The organism is Thalassobaculum fulvum (genome assembly GCF_014652915.1).
GTDB lineage: Bacteria > Pseudomonadota > Alphaproteobacteria > Thalassobaculales > Thalassobaculaceae > Thalassobaculum_A > Thalassobaculum_A fulvum.
The window spans coordinates 61,553-85,558 of the sequence record NZ_BMZS01000017.1 but is presented as its reverse complement, the minus strand read 5'-3'; the positions used below and the strand labels follow the sequence as shown (position 1 = coordinate 85,558).

Here is a 24,006-nt window from a genome sequence, read left to right as displayed (position 1 = left end):
CTCTCGAACGCGTCGGCCAGCTGCACCCGCTGCACCTGGCGCTCCTCCGAGGCCCGCTTCTCGGCCGCGATCTGCTCGGCCTGCAGCCGCTCGACCTCGATCGCGTTGTCGCGGAACACCGCGACCGCCCGGGCCATCTCGGTGATCTCGTCGCGGCCGGCGGTGTCGACCTCGGTGTCGTGCTCTCCGCCGGCGATGACGCGCATGGTCTCGGCGAGACGCAGCAGACGCCGGACCACGGCCCGGTTGACCACCAGCCAGGCGATCCCGAGGCTGATCAGGATGCTGACGGCGGCAAGCGCGAGCAGGGCCATCTCGCTGCGGTCGACCGCCGCGTTGGCGGAACGGGCTCCGGTGTCGGCCTGCTGCATCGCAAGCGAGACCTGCTGGTCGACCATCGCGTCGAAACGCTGGGCGAGTTCCTGAACCTGGGCCAGGGCGTTCCCGGCCTCCGCCTCGTCGGCCAGAACCATTTGCCGTCGCCCGAATATGCTGTCGTCGCCGAGGCCCAGCGCGACCAGGGCGCGAGCCTTCTCGGCGACCGGCACCAGGGCCTCTGACTCCTCCAGCGATCCGACGAGGGTTTCGAGGGTCTGGCCGGAGCTGACAAAGGCGCTCCGCAGGACCGAAAGCCGGTCGGTATCCGGTGCGCTGGTCGCGGCGCTCATCAGGCCGATGGCCATGTTGGCCTCGGCGAGGGTTTCGAGCATCTGGCGCAGCTGGGCGACGTCCTTCTCGACCAGAGTCGTGATCCGGTCCTCGAGATTGGCGGACAAGTCGCTGCTGCCGCCTATCAGGGCGATGCGCGCACTGTTGACCACCGGCGTGACAGCCTCGTCGAAGGCCTCGGCGACCTCGACGATCCTCGGGTCGAAGCTCTTGCGCTGGCTCTGGACCTCCTCGTACTGCTCGGGAGTCAGGTCGACCCAGGAGAGCTCGCCCCTGCGGATGGCAAAGGCCGACCAATCCCCGATCCCGAGACCGATCAGTTGCGATGCAAGGTCGGCGAGCTTCTGGCCGTCGGCAGTCTTCGGCAGCTGATCGATCGTCTTCTTCATGTCGATCGCGGCTTTGCCGAACAGCGTCTCCTCAGTGGCGAGTTTCTCCAGGTCTGTGATCTGGGTCGAGCGCGCCATGATCCCGAGTAGCCGCTGGCCGGCGGCCGAAAGCGTCAATGCGGCCTGCAGGCCCGCGACCTCGGTTTGGACCAGCCGGTCGATCGTATCGGTCACTTCGCCGGTGGTCTCCTCGCTGGCGAGTACGAGATTGAAGGTAGCGTCATCAACCTGGGGCCTGATGATCGCCAGGAAGTCCCTGTGCGCGGCGAGCACCTGTTCCATCGCGGTGGACAGGCTCGCGCGCGCGAGCTCGCGGCGCTTGACCGCCTCGTCCAGCACGTTGAGCTGCTCGCGGAGGCCATTGGCGAGCGGGCGGAAGTTGGCACCGGTCGCCTCGTCGAAAGCGGCGAGCGTTTCGGTGGCCGCATCGACCTGCTTCAGGCTGGTCGCCATCTGGGCACGAGCGGCGTCGCGCGCTTCGTCGGACGGGGCGGAGATGATGTTCGGCGCGACGGCGGCGGCCGACGCCGACTCGGCTGCGAGCTGGAAACTGCTGGCAAGTACCGGCACCGCGTGATTGGCGATGTTGTCGAGCGTCCCGCGCACGTTCTCGAAGGCGACCCACGAAAGGCCCACGGCCAAGACGGTCAAGGCTGTGATAGCGCCGAAAGCGGAGTAAAGCCTGGGGCCGATACCGAAACGAGTCCTGCGCTCCGGAGCCTTGTCCTCGGGGCTCGGTTCGATTTCGGTCATCGGTGTTCCTCCCTGGCTCGCTTCGTTGTAGAGCGGGTAGCCCCGTGGCGAGGCCGGGGCTACCCTGATTTTGGTAGAGTTTCGCTCGTCAGTTTGTCGACGAGCCGATGGCCCGGAAAGTCCCGTCAGCCAGGATCTCGGTAAGATACACCGTTTCCATTCCCTGGTTGTCGCCGACGCCGAACTTCATGACGGCACCGCCGAGGTCGAAAGTCCCGGTGTCGTAGATCGCCTTCAACAGCGTGTCCCGGGTCACGTCCGCGCCGGCGATGCGGAGGGCTTCGACGGTCAGGCGGCCGACCATGTAGCCTTCGAGCGAGCCGAAGCCCGGCTTGGCGTTCGGGTCGACAGCGGCCAACGCCTTCTGGTAGGCGGCGACGACCGGCGTTGCCGCATCGAATGGGAACGGCACGACCTGGCTGATGATCACCCCGGCGCCGTCCTTGCCAAGCTCGGCCGCCAGTGCTTCGGAACCGACGAACGAAATGGTGATGAAGGTCGGATCCATCTTCAGCTTGCGGGAAAGCTTCACGAACTCGGCGATCGGCTTGTAGGCGCCGACCATGACGATCGCGTCGGGATCGGCCTTCCGCAGGTCGACCACGGCCGATTTGACCGCCGTGGTGTTGCGTGGGTAGGTCGCTTCCCCGACCAGCTTGAGGCCGCGCTTCTCCATCGCCTTCTGGACGCCGGCGAGACCGACACGCCCGAAGCCGTCGTCCTGGTACAGGATGGCGATCTTCTGGGCCTTCTTGACCGTTGTCAGGTACTCGATCCAGGCCTCGGTCTCCTGGTCGTAGGTCGCCCGTACATTGATGACGTTGCCGTTTTCGGGCTTGCGCAGGAAGCCGGCACCGGTGAAGGGACCGATGAAGGGCACGCCGGCTTCGGTCGCGATCGGCTGGGTGACCAGCGTGGTCGGGGTCCCGACCGGGCCGATCAACGCGAAGACCTTGTCTTCGTCGATCAGCTTGCGGGTTGCCGCGACGGACTTGTCCGGCTCGTAGCTGTCGTCGTAGCGAATGACCGACAGTTGCCGGCCGTTGACGCCACCGGCGGCGTTCGCTTCCGCAAATGCCGCGTCGATCCCGAGCTTCATGTTGTTGCCGAGCGCTGCAGCGGGTCCTTCAAAGGCCGCGGCCTGCCCGAAAATGATCTTGTCGGCAGTGACTCCAGAACTCTCCGCCAAGGCCGAAACGGCGGCGAGGCAAGCAGTTGCGGCCAGTACGGTGCTGCGAATGATAGCCTGGGCTTTCATGTTTGTTCCCTCCCAATCCCACTTTGGTTGCCTATAAGGATGGGAAGCAAAAGTTAACGATGGGTTTCATATGGCATTTGACAGATCCACAAGTCGACGAGGGTTGACCGCAATGATTCTAAAGAGGCTCTCGTGCGTACTGCTTTTGGTTGCGGCACATTCGCTATTTGATTGTGGAGACGCGAACGCTGACCAGGACGACCCTCGGCTGGAAGCGTTGTTCTCGGAACTGGCGGTGACCGACCGGGCCGATAGGGCGCAGACGCTCGAGGCCCGGATCTGGCAGATCTGGGTGCGGCCGCCGGCCGGTTCCGGGGTCGAGGAGGCGATGCAGAGGGGCCTTCGGTTCATGGAGCTCGGCCAGGGCTTCGACGCCATGCGGGCGTTCGACGCGGTGGTGGCCGGCGCGCCGGGGTTCGCCGAGGGCTGGAACAAGCGGGCCACCGTGCGCTACGCGCTCGGCGACATCGACGGGTCGGTCGCCGACATCCGCCGGACCCTGGCGCTCGAGCCCCGGCATTTCGGGGCGTTGTCGGGCCTGGGGCTGTGCCGGCTCGCCCAGAACCGGCCGGCCGAGGCGCTGGAGGCGTTCGAGGCGGCCCTGAAGATCAATCCGCACCTGGCCGGGTTGGAGAACATCGAGGCGCTGCGCGACCGGGTCCGGGGCAAGCCGTTGTAGCGTCGGTCAGGGGCACAACGCCTCGACGGCGCGCCATTCCTCCGCCGTCATGCCGGGGCCACCCCCGGTCCCGCCGCGGCGCAGTCGCTCGGCCCGGTCCGCCGACAGCGGGTGGCTGCGCAGCCAGGTGACGGCGCCGAGGCCGTCGTCGGCTTCGGCGAGCCGGTCGAAGAACCGCGCCCCCGGGCCCGGGTCGATGTCGAGGGCGTTCAGAATCCGGATGGCGGCGACGTCGGCGCCGTCCTCCTGGTCCCGGGTATAGCTGTTGTCGAGCAGGAAACCGGCGACCGCGCCGGTCGTCCCGACGTCGAGCGAGACGCCGAACACCGCCGCCAGGGCGATATCGACCAGCTTGTCGCGCAGCACGCGGGCCAGCGGGTCACGCCGGGCGACGTGCCCGACCTCGTGGGCCAGCACGCTGGCCAGCGCCTGCGGAGAGGCCGCGCGGTCGATCAGTCCGGATGTCAGGACGATCCGGCCGCCGGGCAGGGCGAAGGCGTTGACCAGGTCCCAGCGGACCGTCAGGACCTGCGGGCGGGGCCCGTCGAGGACGTCGGCCATGCGGGTCGCCAACCGGTCGAGCGCGGCGATCCCGTCGGGTGCCTCGCAGGCCGGGTAGACCTCGGCGAGCTGCTCCAGCGTGGCGTCGGACAGCCCGCCGCCCCAGCCGGGCGGCAGCAAGCCGGCGGCGTGCCGCGAGGCGAAGCCGGCGGCCGCGGCGATCAGCAGCACCACGACACCGAGGCCGACCGCCCAGCGGACCGCCGCGTGGCGCGCCGGGTTCTCCGCCGCGCGGGCGGCGAGCAGCGGTGCGACGGCAGCCCGGAGTTCCCGGTCGACGATGACCAGCCGGGCCTCTGGCGCGGCGCGGGTCGTCACGGTCAGGCGGTCGGCCCGCCCGGCGGCGGTCGGGTAGCTCTCGGACAGCGGCCACTCCAGCGGGCACTCGGGCGGGGCCGAGGGCTCGTCCGGCACGATCACGAGCCGGCCGGCCGCCACGGCGACCGTGACCGCGTGGTCGCGCGCGCTGACCCCGTCGAACAACCGCGCGGAGGGCCGCCGGGCGGTCCGGTCAGAAAGCATCGAAGTCGCCGGCCAGGCCTTCGCCGGCCAAAGTGGCGTCGTCGTCGGCCTGGCGGACGGCGGCGAGGTCGATCGTGCCGAGCACGACCAGGTGACGGCAGGTGAACCGTATCCGGCGCTCCCAGATCACCGGCATCAACAGGAGGTAGGAGAGCCCGAACACCGCATAGACCGGGAGGATCCCGACGGCGACCCGCCACTGCACGTCGGTGGCGTCCGGCTGCCCGCCATTGGCGCCGACCGCTTCCAGCGTCGCGAACAGCCCGGGCATCAGCGCGAGCATCGCCAGGAGCGCCGGGCCGAACAGCAGGGCGCCGTTGCCGAGCCACAGCCAGGCGTGCTGCCAGCCCGACGCGGTGAAGCCGAGGCGCAGCGGCCCGACGCCGGTGCGGTCGGCGGTCATGCGGAACATCCGGGCCCGGTACCAGAAATACGACAGCCCGAAGCTGAACGGCCACAGCAGCCAGGCCACCAGCCAGGACCAGAACAGGCTGCCGCCGGTGATGCGGCAGTCGACCGGCAGGTTCCCGGCGCGGGCGCCGTGCAGGGCGTATCGGATCCGCCGGGCGTCCATCCACGGCTTGAAGAACCCGAAGGTCATGAACGTCGCCAGGTAGGTCCACAAGGTCAGCCACAGGTAGCCGCGTACGCTGCCGGCCAGCCGGCCGCGGATACCGCGCCAGCGCGTCCGCGAGGTGCGGTAGCGCAGGCTGAGATAGCGGCCGAGGGCGACCAGCCAGAACAGCCCGAGCGCATAGACCAGCGAGAGTGCGTCGGTGAGGCCGGGGGCGGAGTCGAGCACCGCGACCTGCAGGCTGGTCACCACAACCGCGACCGGCAGCAGGATCAGCACGATCACCTTCAGGAAGCCGACGAAGATCTCCAGGCCGTCGCCGGTGTACTCGAGCGGCTCTCCGTCGAACCGGATGTGGGCCCACAGCAGCCGGCGAACCCGGCTGCTCGCCCAGAACCGCCAGACCGACAAGGTCGCGACCGTCAGCAGCGTGTTGACCGCATGCAGGCCCAACAGCCGCCGGTAGCCCGGGGACTCGTAGGCGAGGCGGGGCGCCGGTTTGAGCGAGCGGGTCGGCGACCAGGCGCGCAACTCGCCGTTCCGGACGGTTTCGGCCGGCTCCTCCCGGTGTTCGGTCATTCGCGTGCCGCCCCCTTGCCCATCCGCAGACAGAGTACCCGCCGCCGGCGGTTCGACAACCTTTCCGCTTCCCGTTGCCGTCGCGGCCGACACGACTATGCTGCGGCCACGGCCGGTGATTGGAGACGAAGCGATGGCGGAGACGTTCGATCTGGTGGTGCGCGGCGGCACGGTGTTCACGCCCTCGGGGCCGACCGAGACCGACGTCGGGGTGCGCGGCGGCAAGATCGTCGCCTTCGGCGACCTCGGTGGTGCTGCGACCGCCTCGACGCTCGACGCCAAGGGCCTGCACGTGCTGCCCGGCGTGATCGACACCCAGGTGCATTTCCGCGAGCCCGGCCTGGAGCACAAGGAGGACATCGCCACCGGCAGCAAGGCGGCGGTGAAGGGCGGCGTGACGGCGTTCTTCGAGATGCCGAACACCTCGCCGCTGACCCTCCACAAGGCCGAGCTGGAGGACAAGCTGGCCCGCTCGGCCGGCCGGGCCTGGTGCGACCACGCCTATTTCGTCGGCGGCTCCGAGGACAACGTCGCCGAGCTCGGCGAGCTGGAGCGCCTGCACGGCTGCGCCGGCGTCAAGGTGTTCATGGGCTCCTCGACCGGCTCGCTGCTGGCCGACAAGGACGAGCTGCTGGCCCGCATCCTGGCCAACGGCCGGCGCCGGGTGGCGGTGCACGCCGAGGACGAGGAGCGCCTGAAGGAGCGCCAGCACATCGCCAAGGAGGCGGCGCACCCGCGTGCCCACCCGATCTGGCGCGACGAGCAGGCGGCGCTGCTGGCGACCCAGCGGATCGTCCGGCTCGGCACCGAGGCCGGCCGGCCGGTCCATGTGCTGCACGTCACCTGCGCCGAGGAGCTGGAGTTCCTCGGCCGGCACAAGGACGTCGCCTCCGTCGAGACCACGCTGAACCACCTCACCATGGCCGCCCCCGAGTGCTACGAACGGCTCGGCTCCAAGGCGCAGATGAACCCGCCGGTGCGCGACGAGCGGCACCGGGCGGCGCTGTGGCGGGCGATCGAGGACGGCACCATCGACGTCATCGGCTCGGACCACGCCCCGCATACCTTGGAGGAGAAGCAGCGGCCGTATCCCTCGAGTCCGTCCGGCATGCCGGGGGTGCAGACCCTGCTGCCGCTGCTGCTCGACCACATGGCCAAGGGCCGGCTGACCCTGCAGCGGCTGGTCGACCTGACCTCGGCCGGGCCGCAGCGGATCTACGGCATTGCCGGCAAGGGCCGGATCGCCATGGGCTTCGACGCCGACTTCGCGATCGTCGACCTGAAGGCCGAGCGCGAGATCACCGACGCCTGGATCGCCAGCAAGTGCGGCTGGACGCCGTTTGCCGGCATGGCCGTGACCGGCTGGCCGATCGCCACGGTGGTGCGCGGCAACCTGGTCATGAAGGACGACGAGGTGCTGGCGAGCCCGATCGGCGAGCCGGTGCGGTTCTGGTCGACGCTCAGGGGGAAGTAGGCCCCGCGCGATGACCTTCGACGTCACCCTGAGCTTCGACAACGGTCCCGAGCCGGAGGTGACGCCGGGCGTGCTCGACGTGCTGGCGGTCGAGGGCATCAGGGCCAGCTTCTTCGTGCTCGGCCACAAGCTGGCGATGCCCGGGCGCCGGGCGCTGGCGGCGCGCGCGCATGCCGAGGGCCACTGGATCGGCAACCACACCTACAGCCACTCGACCCCGCTCGGTCTCGGCACCGATCCGGAGATGGCCGTGGCCGAGGTCGTCCGCACCGAGGCGCTGATCGGCGACCTCGCACACCCGGACCGGCTGTTCCGGCCGTTCGGCGGCGGCGGCAGGCTCGGGCCGCACCTGATGGGTCCGGCGGTGCGCGACCACCTGCTGGCCGGCGGCTACACCTGCGTGCTGTGGAATGCGATCCCGCGCGACTGGGCCGAGCCCGAGGCCTGGGTCGAGACCGCGCTCGCCCAGTGCCGGACGCAGGCCTGGACCCTGCTGGTGATCCACGACCTGCCGACCGGCGCGATGGCGCACCTGCCGCGCTTCGTCGCTGCGATCCGCGACGCCGGCGGGCGGTTCCGCCAGGACTTTCCGCCCGACTGCCTGCCGATCCGGCGCGGGCGGGCGGCGATGGCGCTCGAGCCCTATGTGGCAGCGGCCTGAGGGCGTTCGACCGGGTCAGCCGTCGCCCAGCGTCTTCGTGAGCACGACCTGCCGGTGACCGCGCGGATAGTCGGGTATCTCCGCCAGCCGCCGGTACCCCAGGCGCTCGTAGAAGCCGGGCGCCTGGAAGCTGTGCGAGGTGAGCACGACCCGGGTACAGCCGCGCCGGCCGGCCTCCTGCTCGGCCGCCAGCAGCAGCCGGCGGCCCAGCCCGGCGCCGCGGTGGGCTTCCGCGACCCACAGCACCTTGATCTCGCAGCACCCGCCCCAGGTGTGGCCGTGCAGGCCGGCATATGGTTCGCCACGGTCGTCGCGGAGCATGATCGCGAGCAGCCGGCCGTCGCGGATCCCGGTCCGCTCCACATTGAACGCGTAGATCCGGTCTTCGAGCTCGGCGAGCTCGGCCGGCACCGGCGCGTCGGTGACCGGCAACTCCGTCGCGTCGGTCCGCTGCCGGTCCTCCATCGCCGGCTGCGGCTCAGCCGCTGCGGCCGACATTGCCGCTGCGCACCGGCACGCCGAACTCGCGGTGGCAGATCTCGGCAAGCTTCGCCACGCCCTCGCGGATCTCCTCGACCGAGGGGTTGGCGAAGCACAGGCGCAGCTTGTGGCTGCCGGCCGCGGCGTCGGCCGACCATTCGCCGCCGGGGTTGATCGCCACGCCCTCGGCACCAGCCGCCTTGAACAGCTGCATGGTATCGACCGCGTCCGGCAGGGTGACCCACAGGAAGATGCCGCCCTTGGGTGCGGAGAACTCGGCGGCGGCGCCGAACTCGCGGTTCACCGCCTCCATCATCGCCGCGCACTTGCCCTTGAGCGTGCTGCGCAGGGCCGCCACGTGATCGTCGAACGACCCGGCGAGGTACTCGGCCAGCACCATCTGCTCAAGCGCGCCGGTGCCGCCGTCGGTCTTCAGCGGCAGCATCCGGCTCAGCACCGGCCAGTCGGCGACGATGTACCCGACCCGCAGGGCCGGGGCGATCGACTTGGAGAACGAGCCGCAGTACACGACCCGGTCGCCGCCCGGCAGGCCCTTGATGGCGGTCGGCCGGTCGCCGTCCCAGATCAGGTCGGCGTAGCAGTCGTCCTCGACGATCGGGATGCCGTGCGACGCCGCCAGCCGCAGCAGCTCGACCCGGCGCTCGACCGGCATGACCGAGCCGGTCGGGTTCTGCACGGTCGGAATGGTGTAGACGAACTTCGGCACCGTGCCCTTGGCCTTCAGGTTGTCCAGGATGTTCGACAGCGCGTCCATGCGAATGCCGTCGCCGTCGAGCGGGGCGCCGACGTAGCTGGCGCCCAACTTCTTCAGCCGGGTCATCGCCCCGCCGTAGCAGCCCTCCTCGACGATCGCGGTGTCGCCCGGCTGGATGAACACCGCATTGATCAGGTCGAGCGCCTGCAGCGAGCCGGAAGTCACCAGGATGTCGTCGGCCGAGCAGGCGAGGCCGGCCTTGCTGCCGAGGTGCCTGGCGATGCCCTGACGCAGGGCGGTGTAGCCCTGCGGCCCGCTGTTCAGCCCGTAGGTCGCCAGCGTCGGCCCCTCGCGGGTCAGCACGGCGCTGGCGGCGGCCGCCAGGTCGGCGACCGGCACGCTGCCGGCGTCGTTGTGGCCGCCGACGAAGTTGTACTTCGGAAAGCCGCCGAACCGGGTGGCGGGCGCCGGCAGGTCGGCGCGCAGGAACGGCGTGTAGTCGAAGCTCATGGCGTTTCCTCGGTGGGGTGTGAACGCGACCGGGACCGGACGCTCAGGCGGGAAGGGAAGCGCTATTCTGCCTGAACCAGTCGGCCAGGTCCGCTTCCGTGATCGTTCCGGCGGCTGTGGCCAACATCACCCGGACGGCCTCAGCGTCGTCAGCGATCAGCGCCCAGCCGTGGTTTAGCAGAAACACCAGTGCGACCACGAACGCCGTGCGCTTGTTGCCGTCCATAAAGCCGTGGTTGCGAGCGATACCGTAGGCATAGGCGGCGGCCAGCGCCGCTGCGTCCGGGGAGGGTTCGCCGTAGTCCGCGAGATTCTTCGGCCGGGCGAGGGCGGACTCTATGACCGCGCGGTCGCGAATACCGGGTGCTCCGCCATGCTCGGCGATCTGCTCGTCGTGAATGGCGAGGACGACGTCGGCGCGGACCCGCGTCCAGGCCGACATGTCACTTCGCGAGTTCGCGCAGGGCGTTGCGGCGCTCGCGCATCACCCGGCGTGCCAGGTCCATCTGTTGTTCGAAGTCGGGATCGTAGGGCGTGATGCGGTAGCCGTCGGGTGCTTCCGTCAGATAGAGGTGGTCGCCCTTCTCGACCTTGAGCCGGGACATCACCTCCTTCGGCAGCACCACACCGGCAGAACTGCCGACCGTCGTGACCTTGAGCTTGACCATATGGCTCCTCCTCGTGTCACGAAGTTATAACAAACATTATAAGATCGGCCTACTTCTTGGTCTTTTCGCCGGTGACGACCGGCCCGACACGCTCGCCCAGGATCGGGAAGCGGACGACGCCGTCGGAGGCCTCGTAGACCCACTCCTCCAGCGGCCCCGCCTTGTTCAGGGTGTCGGGATCGCCCAGCGCCTTGCGCAGCTCGTCCTTGGTGGTGGCGTGCTCGGCCTTCTTGACGATGTCGGCCTTGGAATCCTGGTGGAAGCAGGCGCCGAGCGCCAGGGTGGCGGCCAGGGCGAGGGCGGCGAGCAGGGGGCGGGCGGTCATGGGCGCAGGCTCCGGTGTGGACTCGGTCGGGACAGGGTACAGCAACGCGTGTCCGCGTCACCGGATCCCTGGTCATCCCGCCCGCGCGTCCTCCAGGATCATCGCCGACGCCTTCTCGGCGATCATGATGGTCGGCGCGTTGGTGTTGCCGGTGGTCAGCACCGGCATCACCGAGGCGTCGACGACCCTGAGCCCGTCGAGCCCGTGCACCTTCAGCCGCGGGTCGACGACGGCCAGCGGGTCGGTGCCCATCTTGCAGGTGCCGACCGGATGGTACAGCGTCGTGCCCTCGCGCCGGGCGAACGCCTCGACCGCCTCCGGCGAACTCACGTCCGGGCCGGGCCGGGTCTCGGACACGCTGTGCTGCGCGAGGGCCGGGGCCGCCAGGATCCGCCGGGCGTGCTCGAAGCCGGCCAGCATCACCCGCAAATCGTCCGGGTCGGTCAGGTAGTTCGGCCGGATCTTCGGGCGGGCGAGCGGATCGGCGCTCTCGGCCATCACGGTGCCGCGGCTGCGCGGCCGGGTCGGACAGATCACCAGCGACAGCCCGGGCTCGTCCTCCAGGGTCAGCACCCGGTTCACGTCGTAGCTGGCCGGCGTGAACAGCAGTTGCAGGTCCGGGCTGGCCAGGCCTTCGCGCGAGCGGCAGAACACCATGGCGCTGGTCACCCCGAAGGTCAGCGCGCCGTTGCCGAACAGGAAGTACTTCGCGATCTCGCCGGCCACCCGCGGCAGGCGCGACAGCTCGTTCATGCTGACCGCGCCCTGCACCCGGTGCACGATGCGGGCGACGTAGTGGTCGGACAGGTTTCCGCCGACCCCCGGCAGGTCGTGCACCACCTCGACGCCGATCGAGCGCAGGTGCCCGGCCGGGCCGATGCCGGAGACCTGCAGCAGGTGCGGCGAGTTCACCGCGCCGCCGGCGACGATCACCTCGCGGTTGGCCTTCAGGGTGCGGTCGCGGCCGCGCTGGCGGAACGCCACGCCGGTGCAGCGCCTGCCGTCCATCAGCAGCTTCGTCGCCACCGCGTCGGTCTCGACCAGGAAACCGCCGCGGCGGCGGGCGCGCTTGAGATAGGTCTGGGCGGTCGACCCGCGGAACCGGCCGACCCGGGTCATCTGGCTGTAGCCGACGCCCTCGGGCTCGGCGCCGTTCAGGTCGGGGCTGAACGGGAAGCCGGCCTGCTGGGCGGCCTCCACGAAGCGGTGGGTCAGCGGCAGGATGGTGCGGTAGGCCTCGACCTCCAGCGGTCCCTCGCGGCCGCGGTACTCGTCGTCGCCGCCGCTCCTGTAGCTCTCCGAACGGCGGAAGAACGGCAGCACCTCGTCCCAGGTCCACCCCCGGCAGCCGGACTGCGCCCAGCCGTCGTAGTCGGCCGGGTTGCCGCGCACGTACAGCATGCCGTTGATCGACGAGCTGCCGCCCAGCACCCGGCCGCGCGGCCAGTGGATGGCGCGGTTGCCGGAACTCTCCTCAGGCTCCGAGGCGTACATCCAGTTGACGCCCGGGTGGTGCAGCAGGTGCTTCACGCCGGCCGGGATGTGGATGAACGGGTGACGGTCGGGCGGACCGGCCTCCAGCAGCGCCACCGTGGCGCCGCCCTCGGTCAGCCGGTCGGCCAGAACGCAGCCGGCCGAGCCGGCGCCGACGATGACGTAGTCGAAGCTGTCGCTGCTCATGGATGCCCCCAGGTGAGGCCGGAAGCATCGCAGCCATCGGCCGCCGGGATCAACGCTGGTCGTTGCTTAGGCAATGGACCGGCAGAATTGACCCCACGGCATCTTGCGTTCGGCCGCCGAATGGCCATTCTGTCTGCCACGCGACCCAGGTCGTATGTAGATACACAGTTTGCGTGACACGAGGAGATCCGCCATGACCGCCTGCATCGTCGGATGGTCGCACCTGCCCTTCGGCAAGCACGAGGGCGAGGATGCCGAGAGCATGATCGTGAAGGTCGCGGCCGATGCCGTGGCGGACGCCGGCCTGGAGCCCAAGGACATCGACGCGGTGTTCCTCGGCCACTTCAACGGCGGCTTCGAGAAGCAGGACTTCACCGCCTCGCTGGTGTTCCAGGCTTCCGACGACTTCCGCTTCAAGCCGGCGACCCGGGTCGAGAACGCCTGCGCCACCGGCAGCGCCGCCGTGCATCAGGGCCTCACCCTGATCGAGGCCAAGAAGGCGCGCCGGGTGCTGGTGGTCGGCGTCGAGAAGATGACGGCGCTGCCCGGCAAGGAGATCGGCGAGACCCTGCTGAAGGCCAGCTACCTGAAGGAGGAGGCCGGCATCGACGGCGGCTTCGCCGGGGTGTTCGCGCAGATCGCCCAGGCCTATTTCCAGCGCCACGGCGACCAGTCGGACGCGCTCGCGCGGATCGCCGCCAAGAACCACAAGAACGGCGTCGCCAACCCGTACGCCCAGATGCGCAAGGACCTCGGCTACGAGTTCTGCCGGAACCCGAGCGAGAAGAACCCGTTCGTCGCCGGCCCGCTGAAGCGCACCGACTGCTCGCTGGTGTCGGACGGTGCCGCCGCGATCGTGCTGACCGACATCGAGACCGCGCTCGGCATGAACAAGGCCGTGGCGTTCCGTGCCGCCGCGCATTCCAGCGACTTCCTGCCGATGTCGAAGCGCGACATCCTGAAGTTCGAGGGCTGCACCTCGGCCTGGCAGAAGGCGTTCGCCCAGTCCGGCCTGAAGCTCGACGACCTGTCGCTGGTCGAGACCCACGACTGCTTCACCATCGCCGAGCTGATCGAGTACGAGGCCATGGGCCTGGTGCCGGAAGGCCAGGGCGCGCGTGCCATCGCCGAGGGCTGGACCCAGAAGGACGGCAAGCTGCCGGTCAACCCGTCGGGCGGGCTGAAGGCCAAGGGCCATCCGATCGGTGCGACCGGCGTGTCGATGCACATCATGGCGTCGATGCAGGTGCGCGGCGAGGCGGGCGACATGCAGGTCGCCGGCGCCAAGCTGGCCGGCATCTTCAACATGGGCGGGGCGGCGGTCGCCAACTACGTCTCGATCCTGGAGCCGCTTCGGTAAGTCGATGGGGTACGGCGTCCGGTTCGCGCGTCCCGACGAACTGGACGCCCTTCCCGCCATCGAGATCGCGGCCGATGTCCGCTTCCGGGCGACGGCCCATGCCGACCTGGTGGCGTCCTATCCGACCACCGGGATCGCCGACTTCGCCGAGGCCCAGGACCGCTGGTCGCTGTGGGTGGCGGCGGGCGAGGGCGACCGGCCGGTCGGCTTCGCGCATTGCCGAAGGGTCGGGGACGGCGACATGTACGTCGCCCAGCTGTCGGTACATCCGGGGCACGCCGGCAACCGGCTGGCGGCACGGCTGCTGGACCGGCTGGCCGGCTATTGCGGCCCGCGCGGCCTGCGGCGGCTGACCCTCACCACCTTCCGCGACATTCCCTGGAACGCCCCGTACTACGCCCGGCTCGGCTTCCGCGAAGTGCCGGACCTGGCCGGCGAGCCGTTCCTCCGCCGGCAGATCGCCGAGCAGATCCAAGCCGGGTTCTCGCCCGAGAGCCGGGTGGCGATGGTGCGGGAGATCGTGCGGCCCGGCGCCCGCCGCTGAGCACGAGGCGACCCGGGGCCGGACCTCGTTCGCCAGGGTCCTGAAGCACCCGCCGTCGAGAAGCTCCACCCGATCCGGACCGTTGGCGGCCTCGCACCGGTTGCGGGGCTATGGGGGATTCACGCTCGGATCACGTTCCCCGTCCGAAGCTTCCCGCGGTCGCCGGATGCAGCGAGTGCCCGGCGAGGCGACACGGGCCACCGTGGCGCCGAGAGTGGGGGAGAGCGGACGATGACAGAGCGGCGACACGGCGGCGCGTCGACCGATGCGGGCGACGACTGGCACGGCCCGGCGGCGCCCGGCTACCAGGACGACCACTTCCGCAATCTCTTCGGGCCGGCGGATCCCGGGGAGTGCTTCCAGGGGTACGGAGCCGGTGCCCGCGACGAGACCCGGCTGATGCTGGAACGCCTGGCCGACCGCATGACCAAGCCGTACGACTGGCCGCAGGGCTGGGCGAGCGACGGCAGGGACGCGTCGGACAACCCCTGTATCCCCGCCGGCTACACCTATCTTGCGCAGCTGGTGGCGCATGACCTCGTCCACACGTCGGCGCCGTTCCCGAACCCGGCCCGTCCGCCGGCGCGCCAGCGCAACCGCCGGCAACTGCCGCTGATGCTCGATTCGATCTACGGCGGCGGGCCGTCGGTGACCCCGCATGTCTACGCGCTGCCGGATCGTTGGCTGGTCCCGCGCACCTCGATGCGTCTCGGGAAGGTACGGCGGCCGGACACGCCGAGCGAGCGGGGGCGCATCCGCGACGATCTGCCGGCCGTGGACATCCCGCGGGTCGCCTGCCCGCACCTCAACGATTCCCCGGGACAGGGCTGCCCCGACGTCCTGCTGGCCGACCCCCGCAACGACGACAACCTCATCGTGTCGCAGCTGACCGCGGTGTTTCACCTGCTCCACAACGCCGTGATGGCGCAGCTCGAGAGCCGGCCGGAGCTGGCCCCCGAGGTTCCACCGGAGGCGGCGGCCCAACGGTTCTCCCTGGCGCGCAAGGTGGTCACGCTGATCTACCGCCGCATCGTGCGGAAGGACCTTCTCCGGCGCCTGCTGCACACCGGTGTCTGCCACGCCTACGACCTCGACGCCGGCGAAGTCGCCTTCATCGATCCGCAGGACGACCGCCGCCTGCCGATCGAGTTCTCCCACGCGGCCTACCGGGTCGGCCACTCGATGGTCCGCCCGGTGTACCGGGTCAATGCGGAGATCGGCGACCAGGCGCTGTCGAGCGTCCTGCGGCAGACCTCGATCGAGCCGGCCAAGATGCCCCTGCAGACCAACTGGCTCGTGCAGTGGGGGCTGTTCTTCCGGGTCAACGGGTCGACCCCGAACGCGAGCCGCCGCCTGGTGCCGGGAATGGCCCCTCATCTCTGTCAGGACTACGCCTTCCCGCCGCAGGACGGCGGCCGGGGCGGCTTGCTCTATATCGACCTGGTCCGCGGCGGCGACATGCGCCTGCGCTCGGTGCAGTCGCTCATCGACCACCTGCCGGCCGAGACCCGGCGACAGTATCGGCTGCTGGCGGATCCGGCGTTCCGGTCCGAGAGCTTGGCGACGTGGCTCGACGCCGTGCCCTCGCGATTGCGGCAAAGCCCGACCGACATCGCGCGGATCGCCGACGATCCACCGCTGCAGCTGTTTCTGCTCCACGAGGCCGCGACCATCGAGGACGGCAAGAGCCTCGGTCCGCTCGGCTCGACGATCCTCGCCGAGGTCCTGATGGGGGCGATGTGCCAGGGGTGGGCCGAGATCGAGGGCGAGCCGATCGCCTACCGCGTGGCCGCCGAGCTGTTCGACGCCAAGGCGCCGCCCCATCGCATGCGCGAGCTGATCGATTTCGTGGCCGACCGCCACGGCCTGCGCGACCAGCAGCTCGTCGGCTTCCGTTTCGTCTGACCTTCCGGCGACCCCGCCGGCAGCAACCATCAGAGGAGGATTGCCATGTCTGATCCCAATGCCGCCGATCCGGCCGCGCCGAAGCCGCCGCACCCGCGCATGGCGGTCAAGGACTACGCCCTGCTCGGCCGCAAGGTCGCCGAATGGGCCAAGGACCCCGCCAGCCGGCCGCGGACCGTGGCCGAGTTCCGCAAGCAGCTTCTGGACGTCGACCCCGGGGCGACCATCCCGGACCGCATCACCGGGGTGCTGTTCGTCCAGCCGACCTGGGACACCCTGGTCGTCCGGCTCCCGACCAAGGAGCTGATCGAGGAGTCCGAGGAGAACATGAACCCGACGGACGCGATCTACATGGTTCCGGAGTTCTACAAGAACACCAGCCTGTCGGCGCTCGAACTGCTGTACTCGCGGATCGGCGACTACACGATCTCCGAGTGCAAGTAGTCGACCGGCGGTCGGGCTACGGCAACGCCGGCGCCGACCGGGGAGCGGGAACGCCGGCCAGGCTCAGGCCGTCGCGCAGGCGTTCCCACGACTCCCGCTCGCGGATCGGAAAACAGTGCAGCAGCCACGCCGCGATCGCCTCGTCCTCGGGCGGTGCCCGGCCATGCCAGTTCGACCGGATGAGCTCGACGAACCGGCGGCCTTCGGCCTTCGCTTCGGCGATCCGGTCGAGGTGGCCGAGCGCCGCGGCCTTCCAGGCCGGCAGGTTGCTGATGGCGTCGTTGGCACGGTCCGCGGCCTCGACGCAGCCTTCCAGGTCGCCGATCATGAAGCGCGTGACCGCCTGGTAGCCCCAGTGCACCGGCGACGGGCCGACGCAGAGGGTCAGCGCCTGGGACGCGATGTCGTGGGCGGCCTGCCTACGGCCGCAGAACGACAGGCCCAGTGCGGTCGACACCAGTGTCCAGGCGTCGTTCGGATTGAGATCGTAGGCGAGGCCGTACGACACCTCGGCATGGTCGTGCTGGCCGTTGAGGGCGTAGGACCAGGCGAGACAGAGCTGGGCCCGGGAATCCAGCGGATCGATCTGCACCGCCTGCTTGGCGATGGCCAGCGACTCGCGCGCGTTCTCGCGGGTCCGATCGCGCCCCGGGAACACGAGGTGGTACGAGTTCTTGATCTGGACGAGGCTGCTGTAGGCGGGCGCGAAGTCCGGCGCCTCGTCGATGATCGACTGGAAGATCTCCTCGGCGCGCGTCTCGTCGGGCGGCTGCCAGCGGAAGCTGAGGCTCTGCCCGAGGAGCCACCGGTCGAGGACGTCGAGCGAGACGTCCGGCCTGCCGGTGATCTGCGCGAGACGCTCGGCCGAGAGCTGGACGTTGAGCGCCACCGCGATGCGCCGAACGATCGTCTGCTGGGCTTCGAACCAGTTGGTGAGCGCCAGGTCGTAGTTCGCGCTCCAGACGAACCGGCCGACCTCCCGGTCCTGGAGCGTCAGCACCAGCTTGAAGGCGCCCTCGGCCTTGTAGACGGTCGCCTGCAGCGAATACTCCGGCAGGCTCGAGGTGTTCGTAGGGCGCCGCAGGCGGTCCTCCGAGCCGCCGATGACGGACCATTCGCGGAACCGCACCAGCCGGGCGATCAGGTCGTGCCGGAACCCATGGACGATATGGATCTCGTTGTCCGGCACGCCGCGGGCGTCGAAGGTGTCGACGATCAGCAGCATCCTCGCGGCCGAAGCCAGCCCCGGCTTCTGGTTCCGATCGGCGGAAGGGTCGTCGTCCGCGGGAGCCGCGGCCGCCGGCGTCACCGCGTTCGGGGACGCCACGGGCGGTGCGGCGAAGCTGCCGTCGGGGCCGGCCTTGATCGCTGCGACGACGGCCTGGGTCTCGTCCGACGGCTCCATGTCGTATTCGTGGTCGAGGAGATCCCACAGCGCGGCATAGACCTTGAGCGCGCGCGGAATGTTGCCGGCCGCGGCGTGGGCGCGCATCAGCAGCCGGCAGGCTCCCTCGTGGCTGGGATCGAGATTGACCAGCGCTTCGGCCGCGCGGGTCGCGCGTTCCGGCTGTTCCGGGTAGCCGAGGATGATCTGCTCGAGATCGCGGACCAGGGTCTCGTGGAAGATCTGACGCTGGACCATCAGCCAGGCCCGGAACGCCGGGTCCAGCTCCTCGTATCCGATCAGCAGGGACTCGGACAGGCGCTGGTTCGACAGCAGTAGCGGATGTACCCGTCCCCGGCGGGCCTGGTCGATGACCTCCCACAGGTCCAGCCGGATCCGGCGGCCGTCGAGGCGGACATCGTTCCGATTGGTCAGGAACGCGTCCGAGCGCGCCTCGTCGAACGCGCTTCTGAGCTCGCGAAGAACCTGACGCAGCGAGCCCCTGGCGCTGGTCTCGTCGGACTCGCTCCACAGCAAGCCGGCCAGCCGCTCGCGGGATTCCCAGGGTTGCGGGGAAATCGCCATGTAGGCCAGAAGCGCCTGCGCCTTGCGTGACCGGACGGCGAGCTCGCTGTCCCCGCTCGCCGCGACGAACCGGCCGAGCACGCCGATCTCGAGGTCGAACGCTCCACCGCTCGCCGGCGTGCCGGGCACGGAAGCGTCGGTACTTAGAAGTATTCCACCGTGGCTACCTACCATCGATCGACAGACACAGTCCCCCCCTTGTGTCTCGACCTCGCAGTCACTGCTCAGAGTAATGCAAAACTATCGGTCTGTATCATCCCGCCGCCGAATTCGTCACGCGTGCGCTGCAGGCGTCTGGTGGCAATGCAGGATTGAAGAGGCTGAAGACCCGGCGCGAACGCCTTGATCACCGGGATGTCGACGTCCTGACGGGTCAGGTCGACGAACGCCACGTCGATGTCCGCGTCGGCAAGCCGCGTCAGGACGTGGTCGAGCGGATCACCGGCCGGCGGCACCGGATCGTCGGACCGGGAGACGCCGGCCGGGTGCAGCAGCGGGCAGTCGTCGTACAGCAGGTGCCGGGACCTGCGGGCGCGCAGGCGCTCGCGGTCGGTGAGCGCCGCCTCGCCGCCGCGCGCGAGCTTGACGCCGATCAGCCCGTTGCCGAGTTCGCCCTGGCACATCTCCACCAGGGCCGAGCGGACCGCGGCGTCGGCGTCGAGCCGGGCGGCGAGACCGAACGCAAGGTCGCGGCCGTCGCGGTTGCAGGACAGTGCCGCGACACAGGGGATGGCGAGATCGGTGGTGATGTCGAGAACGAAGGTGCGGCGCTCGTCACGATCGTGCCGGAGGGCCCGCAGAAGGCCCGGGAGCGCCCGGCCCGCCGTCGAGTCCGGCGCGATCCGGCGACCCCGCCGTCCTCCGATCCACCAGAGCGCAGCGGCATCGCGTTCGACGAGTTCGAGGACCGCGGACAGCCTGGCCCCAGCGGCGGTCGGTCCGGCGGCGCAGCCGGTACTCAGCGGGATCCGCGATCGGACGGCGGACTGATCCCGGCCGCGCAGGCACAGGTCGGCCGGCACCAGGACGGCGGCGCCGTCCGTCGCGCGTTCCGCGGCGATCCAGTCGATCGCCGGGTCGGCCCCGGGATCGGCTCGCCCCGGGGTGGCCTCGAGCTGGGCCAGCAGACCGTCCAGGTTCCGCAGTGCCGGGCCGCCGCCGGGCTCGCCGGCCGGGCGGCGCACGAGCCCCTCGTCGCCGCTTTCCAGTTGCGACAGGTACTCGGCGGCTTCCCCGATGCAGGCGGCGAACGCCGTCCGGAGGCTCGTCCCGGAGCCCGATACGCCGTCGACGGCGTATCCGCTCGGTTTCCGGCCGAACTCCCGGGCGTCGACCGTCGCGCCGAGGAAGGTGAGGCCCGGGGCCCGCGGCGCCGCAAGCATGAACACCATGGGCAGGCGGCCGGCCAGGCGAACCAGGGCCGCCAGGTTTCCGGGGCCCGTACCGTCGAATGCCCCGAGGTCGGCCAGCAGCCGCCGCGCGGCCTCGCTGTCCGCCGCGTCCGTCGCCTCGCCGGGATCCGTCGCCAGCATGGCGGCCGCGGCCCGGATCACCGGGCGGTCGATGGTGTGCATACGATGCCGTTCCCCGCAGATACAGCCGGCCCGTCGGGGCCGGCCCCTTCGGCCGAAGTCAAGCAGGGATCGAGCGCATCGCCAATCAGTCCAGCAGCAGGGCCTCGGTTTCCGCCTCGCTGCCGTCCTCGGCCTCCAGCGGGTCGCGTGGCGTCAGCTTGTGGCGGATCACCAGATCGGCCAGTGCGGCCCGACGCCGATCGGCCAGCAGGGCGCCGTCGCAGGCCAGCAGGCAGGCCGACGCGGCGTGGTAAAGGCCGGAGGCGACGGTGCGGGCCCGCCGGTCGCCGTCCGGGCCCGCCGCGGCGGCCGCGTCGACGGCGGCGGCGGCCCGGCCGATCAGCCCGGTCAGCCGGGCGCGCCGGTCCTCGGGCAGGCCGGCCGCCACCATCCGGGCCCCCAGCGCGGCGGCCAGGGCGGCGTGCGCATGTTCCTTGCGGGCGGCGCGCAGCACGTCGAGGGCGACGATGTTGCTGGTGCCCTCCCAGATCGAGCCGAGGTGGGAGTCGCGGACCAGCCGCGGCTCGATCCACTCTTCGATGTAGCCGACCCCGCCGCGCGCCTCCATGGCGTCGCCGGTCACTTTGCGGGCGTCGCGGCAGACCCGGAACTTCAGCAGCGGCGTGAGGATCCGGCGCAGCGCCTTGCCCTCGGCGTCGCCGGCGTCGGCGCGGGCGAGCGCGTCGGCGGTGAACAGGCACATCGACAACGCCTGCTCGGTCGGCAGCATCAGCTTCACCAGCTGCCGGCGCTGCAGCGGCAGGTCGAGCAGCCGGCGGCCGAACGCTTCGCGGCCACGCGCCACCGTCAGGGCCTCGCGCAGCGCCCGGCGCATCATGCCGGCGGCCCGCACGGCGTTCGACAGCCGCGACTGGTTGACCATCTCGGCCATCTGCACGAAGCCCTGGCCGGCCGGGCCGACCATCCAGGCCTTTGCGCCCTCCAGCGTGATCTCGCCCGACGCCATCGAGCGGGTGCCGAGCTTGTCCTTCAGCCGGACGATCCGGTAGGCGTTGCGACTGCCGTCCGGCAGGTCGCGCGGCAGCAGGAACAGCGACACGCCCTTGATGCCCGGCGGCGCGCCGTCCGGCCGCGCCAGCACCAGCGCCAGCCCGGCATCGGTGTTCGAGCAGAACCACTTGTCGCCGTACAGCCGCCAGCCGTCGCCGTCCGGTACGGCCCGGGTCACGGTGGCGCCGACGTCGGAGCCGGCGGCCCGCTCGGTCATGAACATCGCCCCCTGGAGGTGGTCCTCCAGGGTCTCGGCGGTCAGGCCGGCGAGGTAGCGCTCGACCAGGGCCGGGTCGGCGTAGCGGCGGATCGTGCGGGTCAGCGCGTCGGTCATGCTGATCGGGCACAGCAGCCCGAACTCCGACTGCGCGAACAGGTACTGGATGGCGTACTTGGCGGCGTGCGGCACCGGCTTGTCGAGGCCGAGCGCCGGGCGGTGCGACATCGCCGCCATCGCCAGCTCGCCGAAGCCGATCCGCTCCATCTCCACATAGGCCGGGTGCTTCTCGATCCGCTGGCGGTCGTCGCCGTTGCGGTCGCGGTGGTGCAGGACCGGCGGGTTCCGGTCGGCGGTATGCGCCAGCGCGTCCAGCCGCCCGCCGATCAGGTCGCCGAGGCGACGGAAGGTCGGGGTCAGCGTCGCGAGGTCGTCCGGCGCCAGGTACAGGCCGAGCAGCGCGGCCAGCGACCGGTCGTCGTCGAAGGCGTTGATGCCGCTGGTGTCCGGCTGCAGCAGGCTGCCGTCCCGGAGGCCCGCGGTCTCGGCACCGGGGGACGCTGCGGCGAAGGAATCCATGGCGGGCTCCGGTCGAGGCGAGTCATTGTGAGGGCCGAACCCTGGCACCCTGCCGCCGCCAGGGCAACTGCGCACGGAATCGAACGGAGAGGTAGCATGTCCGACGGCTTCAAGGCCTACGTCCTGCGGGAGGGCGAGGGCGGCAAGGTGACCGGCGCGTTCGAAGAGCTCGCGACCGCCGAGTTGCCGGACGGCGACGTCACCGTCCGCGTCGCCTACACCACCGTGAACTACAAGGACGGCATGGTGATGAACGGGATCGGCCGGCTGGTGCGGAAGTACCCGCACGTGCCGGGCGTCGACTTCTCGGGCACCGTCGAGACCTCGTCGCACTCCGGGCTGGCGCCGGGCGACCCGGTGGTGCTGACCGGCTGGCGGGTCGGCGAGACCCGCTGGGGCGGCTATGCCGTGCTGGCGCGGGTTCCGGGCGACTATCTGGTCAGGCTGCCGGCCGGCCTCAGCCTGGAGCGCGCCATGGCGCTCGGCACCGCCGGTTTCACGGCCGGCCTCGCGGTCGACAGCCTGGAGGCGGCCGGCATGCGGCCGGACGGCGGCGAGGTGCTGGTGACCGGTGCGTCGGGCGGCGTCGGCAGCGTCGCCGTCGCGCTGCTGGCGGCCAAGGGCTACACGGTTGTCGCCTCGACCGGCCGGGCCGAAACCCACGGCTACCTCACGGAGCTGGGGGCGGCCAGCATCGTCGACCGCGCCGAGTTCGCCGAGCAGCCGAAGCGGCCGCTGGCCAGCGAGCGGTTCCAGGCGGCGGTCGACAATGTCGGCGGCACCACGCTCGCCAACCTGCTGACCCAGGTTGCCTATGGCGGGTCGGTGGCGGCGGTCGGGCTGACCGGCGGCAACGAGGTCACCACCACGGTGCTGCCGTTCCTGCTGCGCGGCGTCAGCCTGCTCGGGATCGACTCGGTGATGTGCCCGAAGGACCGGCGCGAGCGGGTCTGGAAGACGATCGCCGACACCCTGCCGATGGACAGGCTGGACGCCGTCAGCCACCTGCACCGGTTCGACGAGCTGCCGGACCTCGGCCGCGCCATCCTCAAGGGCGAGGTGCGCGGCCGGGCGGTGGTGACGGTCGGCGGCGGGTAAGGGTGCGGACACGCCCGTCGCAGGGTGGGTCCCGGATCGGCCGCGCCGGGGGCGGCGCGCCCGTCCGGAATGACGAGAATGCAATGTAGCTCCCTCGCTTCGTCATTCCGGAGCGGGCCGCCGCAGGCGGGGCGCATGCGGAACCTACGAAGCGACGGGCGCGACCGCTACTCGTCGTACTGCAGCAGCGACGCGAACGGGATGTCGAGCTTGTCGCGGCCCTTCAGGAAGGTCAGCTCCATGATGCAGGCGCCGCCGGTGACGTTGCCGCCGACCTTGCGCAGCAGGTGCACCGAGGCGTTCAGGGTGCCGCCGGTGGCCAGCAGGTCGTCCAGGATCACCACCCGGGCGCCCGGCGGGACCGCGCCTTCCTGGATCTCGACGGTGTCGGTGCCGTACTCCAGGTCGTAGGTGTAGGGCACGGTCGGCCCGGGCAGCTTGCCCTTCTTGCGGATCATGATGAAGCCGAGCCCGAGCTCCAGCGCCAGCGGGGCGGCGGTCAGGAAGCCACGGCTCTCGATGCCGGCCAGCAGGTCCGGCTTGAACGGGCGGATCGCCTCGGCCAGCCGCTCGACCGTCACCTTCCAGGCCACCGGGTGCTCCAGCAGCGTCGAGATGTCGTAGAACAGGATCCCCGGCTTCGGGAAATCCGGCACCGAGCGGATATGTTCCTTGAGGTTCATCGCGTTCTCCCCGGGTCGACCGACCGTCCCATGTAGAGCAAACCGTGTCCGGGTGCCACCGTCCAGGATGGCGGAACCGGCAGAGCGGCACGCTGGCCGATCTGCCGCCGCACCGATACTCTGAG

At 70.5% G+C, this 24,006-nt stretch carries 22 protein-coding genes; 8 read left to right on the top strand and 14 right to left on the bottom strand.

Annotated features, from left to right (window positions below):
- Positions 1 to 1,811, bottom strand: a 1,811-nt coding sequence (locus IE246_RS27370) for a HAMP domain-containing protein (protein ID WP_189995782.1), incomplete at its 3' end; no start/stop codon positions are given.
- Positions 1,812 to 1,899: 88 nt separating this feature from the next.
- On the bottom strand, positions 1,900 to 3,069 hold the full coding sequence (locus tag IE246_RS27365) for an ABC transporter substrate-binding protein (RefSeq protein ID WP_189995780.1): 1,170 nt from the start codon (positions 3,067 to 3,069) through the stop codon (positions 1,900 to 1,902).
- Positions 3,070 to 3,304: 235 nt separating this feature from the next.
- On the opposite strand from IE246_RS27365, the gene IE246_RS27360 reads away from it, so the two are divergent.
- A complete protein-coding gene (locus tag IE246_RS27360) occupies positions 3,305 to 3,748 on the top strand; it encodes a tetratricopeptide repeat protein (RefSeq protein ID WP_229837539.1) in 444 nt (147 codons plus the stop codon).
- A gap of 6 nt (positions 3,749 to 3,754) precedes the next feature.
- On the opposite strand, the gene IE246_RS27355 is transcribed toward IE246_RS27360, so the two are convergent.
- Complete coding sequence (locus IE246_RS27355) at positions 3,755 to 4,831, bottom strand: M48 family metallopeptidase (RefSeq protein ID WP_189995776.1); 1,077 nt, start codon at positions 4,829 to 4,831, stop codon at positions 3,755 to 3,757.
- On the bottom strand, positions 4,821 to 5,984 hold the full coding sequence (locus IE246_RS27350; protein ID WP_189995773.1) for a DUF898 family protein: 1,164 nt from the start codon (positions 5,982 to 5,984) through the stop codon (positions 4,821 to 4,823). Before IE246_RS27350 ends, IE246_RS27355 begins: the two co-directional genes overlap by 11 nt.
- A gap of 133 nt (positions 5,985 to 6,117) precedes the next feature.
- On the opposite strand from IE246_RS27350, the gene IE246_RS27345 reads away from it, so the two are divergent.
- Positions 6,118 to 7,458, top strand: a complete 1,341-nt coding sequence (locus IE246_RS27345) for a dihydroorotase (protein ID WP_189995771.1) — start codon at positions 6,118 to 6,120, stop codon at positions 7,456 to 7,458.
- A gap of 10 nt (positions 7,459 to 7,468) precedes the next feature.
- Entirely contained in the window at positions 7,469 to 8,119 is a 651-nt protein-coding gene (locus IE246_RS27340) for a polysaccharide deacetylase family protein (protein WP_189995769.1), read from the top strand.
- Between the two features lie 15 nt (positions 8,120 to 8,134).
- Here IE246_RS27340 and IE246_RS27335 read toward each other — a convergent pair whose 3' ends face one another.
- The 6 genes from IE246_RS27335 to IE246_RS27310 form a co-directional block, all read right to left on the bottom strand.
- The gene (locus IE246_RS27335) at positions 8,135 to 8,617 is read right to left on the bottom strand and encodes a GNAT family N-acetyltransferase (RefSeq protein ID WP_229837538.1); all 483 of its coding nucleotides are present in this window, start codon (positions 8,615 to 8,617) and stop codon (positions 8,135 to 8,137) included.
- Entirely contained in the window at positions 8,598 to 9,824 is a 1,227-nt protein-coding gene (locus tag IE246_RS27330) for an aminotransferase-like domain-containing protein (protein WP_189995767.1), read from the bottom strand. Before IE246_RS27330 ends, IE246_RS27335 begins: the two co-directional genes overlap by 20 nt.
- 43 nt (positions 9,825 to 9,867) lie before the next feature.
- Entirely contained in the window at positions 9,868 to 10,266 is a 399-nt protein-coding gene (locus IE246_RS27325; RefSeq protein WP_189995765.1) for a type II toxin-antitoxin system death-on-curing family toxin, read from the bottom strand.
- 1 nt (position 10,267) lies between these two features.
- Positions 10,268 to 10,492: an AbrB/MazE/SpoVT family DNA-binding domain-containing protein gene (locus IE246_RS27320; protein ID WP_189995763.1), complete on the bottom strand. Its 225-nt coding sequence runs from the start codon at positions 10,490 to 10,492 to the stop codon at positions 10,268 to 10,270.
- 49 nt (positions 10,493 to 10,541) lie between these two features.
- Positions 10,542 to 10,817 carry a hypothetical protein gene (locus IE246_RS27315; protein WP_229837537.1) on the bottom strand — a complete coding sequence of 92 codons (276 nt, stop codon included), beginning with the start codon at positions 10,815 to 10,817 and terminating at the stop codon, positions 10,542 to 10,544.
- A 72-nt stretch (positions 10,818 to 10,889) separates the two neighbouring features.
- Positions 10,890 to 12,497, bottom strand: coding sequence for a GMC family oxidoreductase (locus IE246_RS27310; RefSeq protein ID WP_189995761.1), 1,608 nt, complete (start codon positions 12,495 to 12,497; stop codon positions 10,890 to 10,892).
- 193 nt (positions 12,498 to 12,690) lie between these two features.
- Between IE246_RS27310 and IE246_RS27305 the strand changes: the two genes are divergently transcribed.
- The 4 genes from IE246_RS27305 to IE246_RS27290 all read left to right on the top strand — a co-directional run bounded on the left by IE246_RS27305 (position 12,691) and on the right by IE246_RS27290 (position 16,750).
- Positions 12,691 to 13,857, top strand: coding sequence for an acetyl-CoA acetyltransferase (locus IE246_RS27305; protein WP_189995759.1), 1,167 nt, complete (start codon positions 12,691 to 12,693; stop codon positions 13,855 to 13,857).
- A 4-nt stretch (positions 13,858 to 13,861) separates the two neighbouring features.
- Entirely contained in the window at positions 13,862 to 14,401 is a 540-nt protein-coding gene (locus tag IE246_RS27300) for a GNAT family N-acetyltransferase (protein WP_189995758.1), read from the top strand.
- A 231-nt stretch (positions 14,402 to 14,632) separates the two neighbouring features.
- Complete coding sequence (locus IE246_RS27295; protein ID WP_189995756.1) at positions 14,633 to 16,306, top strand: peroxidase family protein; 1,674 nt, start codon at positions 14,633 to 14,635, stop codon at positions 16,304 to 16,306.
- Positions 16,307 to 16,351: 45 nt separating this feature from the next.
- Complete coding sequence (locus IE246_RS27290; protein ID WP_189995754.1) at positions 16,352 to 16,750, top strand: hypothetical protein; 399 nt, start codon at positions 16,352 to 16,354, stop codon at positions 16,748 to 16,750.
- 16 nt (positions 16,751 to 16,766) lie between these two features.
- On the opposite strand, the gene IE246_RS27285 is transcribed toward IE246_RS27290, so the two are convergent.
- From IE246_RS27285 to IE246_RS27275, 3 genes are all read right to left on the bottom strand, one after another.
- Positions 16,767 to 18,848, bottom strand: a complete 2,082-nt coding sequence (locus tag IE246_RS27285; protein ID WP_189995752.1) for an AfsR/SARP family transcriptional regulator — start codon at positions 18,846 to 18,848, stop codon at positions 16,767 to 16,769.
- Between the two features lie 95 nt (positions 18,849 to 18,943).
- Entirely contained in the window at positions 18,944 to 20,293 is a 1,350-nt protein-coding gene (locus IE246_RS27280; RefSeq protein WP_189995750.1) for a YcaO-like family protein, read from the bottom strand.
- 85 nt (positions 20,294 to 20,378) lie between these two features.
- A complete protein-coding gene (locus IE246_RS27275) occupies positions 20,379 to 22,100 on the bottom strand; it encodes an acyl-CoA dehydrogenase family protein (protein WP_189995748.1) in 1,722 nt (573 codons plus the stop codon).
- Positions 22,101 to 22,196: 96 nt separating this feature from the next.
- Between IE246_RS27275 and IE246_RS27270 the strand changes: the two genes are divergently transcribed.
- Entirely contained in the window at positions 22,197 to 23,198 is a 1,002-nt protein-coding gene (locus tag IE246_RS27270; RefSeq protein WP_189995746.1) for an MDR family oxidoreductase, read from the top strand.
- Between the two features lie 167 nt (positions 23,199 to 23,365).
- Here IE246_RS27270 and IE246_RS27265 read toward each other — a convergent pair whose 3' ends face one another.
- Positions 23,366 to 23,881 (bottom strand): adenine phosphoribosyltransferase, encoded by a 516-nt coding sequence (locus IE246_RS27265; protein ID WP_189995744.1) that lies wholly within the window; start codon positions 23,879 to 23,881, stop codon positions 23,366 to 23,368.
- Positions 23,882 to 24,006 lie beyond the last annotated feature (125 nt).

Bases quoted from the DNA above. Each gene is read 5' to 3' on its own strand.
- IE246_RS27295 (WP_189995756.1), top strand. From the start codon at position 14,633: ATGACAGAGCGGCGACACGGCGGCGCGTCGACCGATGCGGGCGACGAC.
- IE246_RS27330 (WP_189995767.1), bottom strand. From the start codon at position 9,824: ATGAGCTTCGACTACACGCCGTTCCTGCGCGCCGACCTGCCGGCGCCC.
- IE246_RS27355 (WP_189995776.1), bottom strand. From the start codon at position 4,831: ATGCTTTCTGACCGGACCGCCCGGCGGCCCTCCGCGCGGTTGTTCGAC.
- IE246_RS27280 (WP_189995750.1), bottom strand. From the start codon at position 20,293: ATGCACACCATCGACCGCCCGGTGATCCGGGCCGCGGCCGCCATGCTG.
- IE246_RS27340 (WP_189995769.1), top strand. From the start codon at position 7,469: ATGACCTTCGACGTCACCCTGAGCTTCGACAACGGTCCCGAGCCGGAG.
- IE246_RS27310 (WP_189995761.1), bottom strand. From the start codon at position 12,497: ATGAGCAGCGACAGCTTCGACTACGTCATCGTCGGCGCCGGCTCGGCC.
- IE246_RS27350 (WP_189995773.1), bottom strand. From the start codon at position 5,984: ATGACCGAACACCGGGAGGAGCCGGCCGAAACCGTCCGGAACGGCGAG.
- IE246_RS27345 (WP_189995771.1), top strand. From the start codon at position 6,118: ATGGCGGAGACGTTCGATCTGGTGGTGCGCGGCGGCACGGTGTTCACG.
- IE246_RS27320 (WP_189995763.1), bottom strand. From the start codon at position 10,492: ATGGTCAAGCTCAAGGTCACGACGGTCGGCAGTTCTGCCGGTGTGGTG.
- IE246_RS27325 (WP_189995765.1), bottom strand. From the start codon at position 10,266: ATGTCGGCCTGGACGCGGGTCCGCGCCGACGTCGTCCTCGCCATTCAC.
- IE246_RS27315 (WP_229837537.1), bottom strand. From the start codon at position 10,817: ATGACCGCCCGCCCCCTGCTCGCCGCCCTCGCCCTGGCCGCCACCCTG.
- IE246_RS27290 (WP_189995754.1), top strand. From the start codon at position 16,352: ATGTCTGATCCCAATGCCGCCGATCCGGCCGCGCCGAAGCCGCCGCAC.
- IE246_RS27305 (WP_189995759.1), top strand. From the start codon at position 12,691: ATGACCGCCTGCATCGTCGGATGGTCGCACCTGCCCTTCGGCAAGCAC.
- IE246_RS27335 (WP_229837538.1), bottom strand. From the start codon at position 8,617: ATGTCGGCCGCAGCGGCTGAGCCGCAGCCGGCGATGGAGGACCGGCAG.
- IE246_RS27265 (WP_189995744.1), bottom strand. From the start codon at position 23,881: ATGAACCTCAAGGAACATATCCGCTCGGTGCCGGATTTCCCGAAGCCG.
- IE246_RS27270 (WP_189995746.1), top strand. From the start codon at position 22,197: ATGTCCGACGGCTTCAAGGCCTACGTCCTGCGGGAGGGCGAGGGCGGC.
- IE246_RS27300 (WP_189995758.1), top strand. From the start codon at position 13,862: ATGGGGTACGGCGTCCGGTTCGCGCGTCCCGACGAACTGGACGCCCTT.
- IE246_RS27365 (WP_189995780.1), bottom strand. From the start codon at position 3,069: ATGAAAGCCCAGGCTATCATTCGCAGCACCGTACTGGCCGCAACTGCT.
- IE246_RS27275 (WP_189995748.1), bottom strand. From the start codon at position 22,100: ATGGATTCCTTCGCCGCAGCGTCCCCCGGTGCCGAGACCGCGGGCCTC.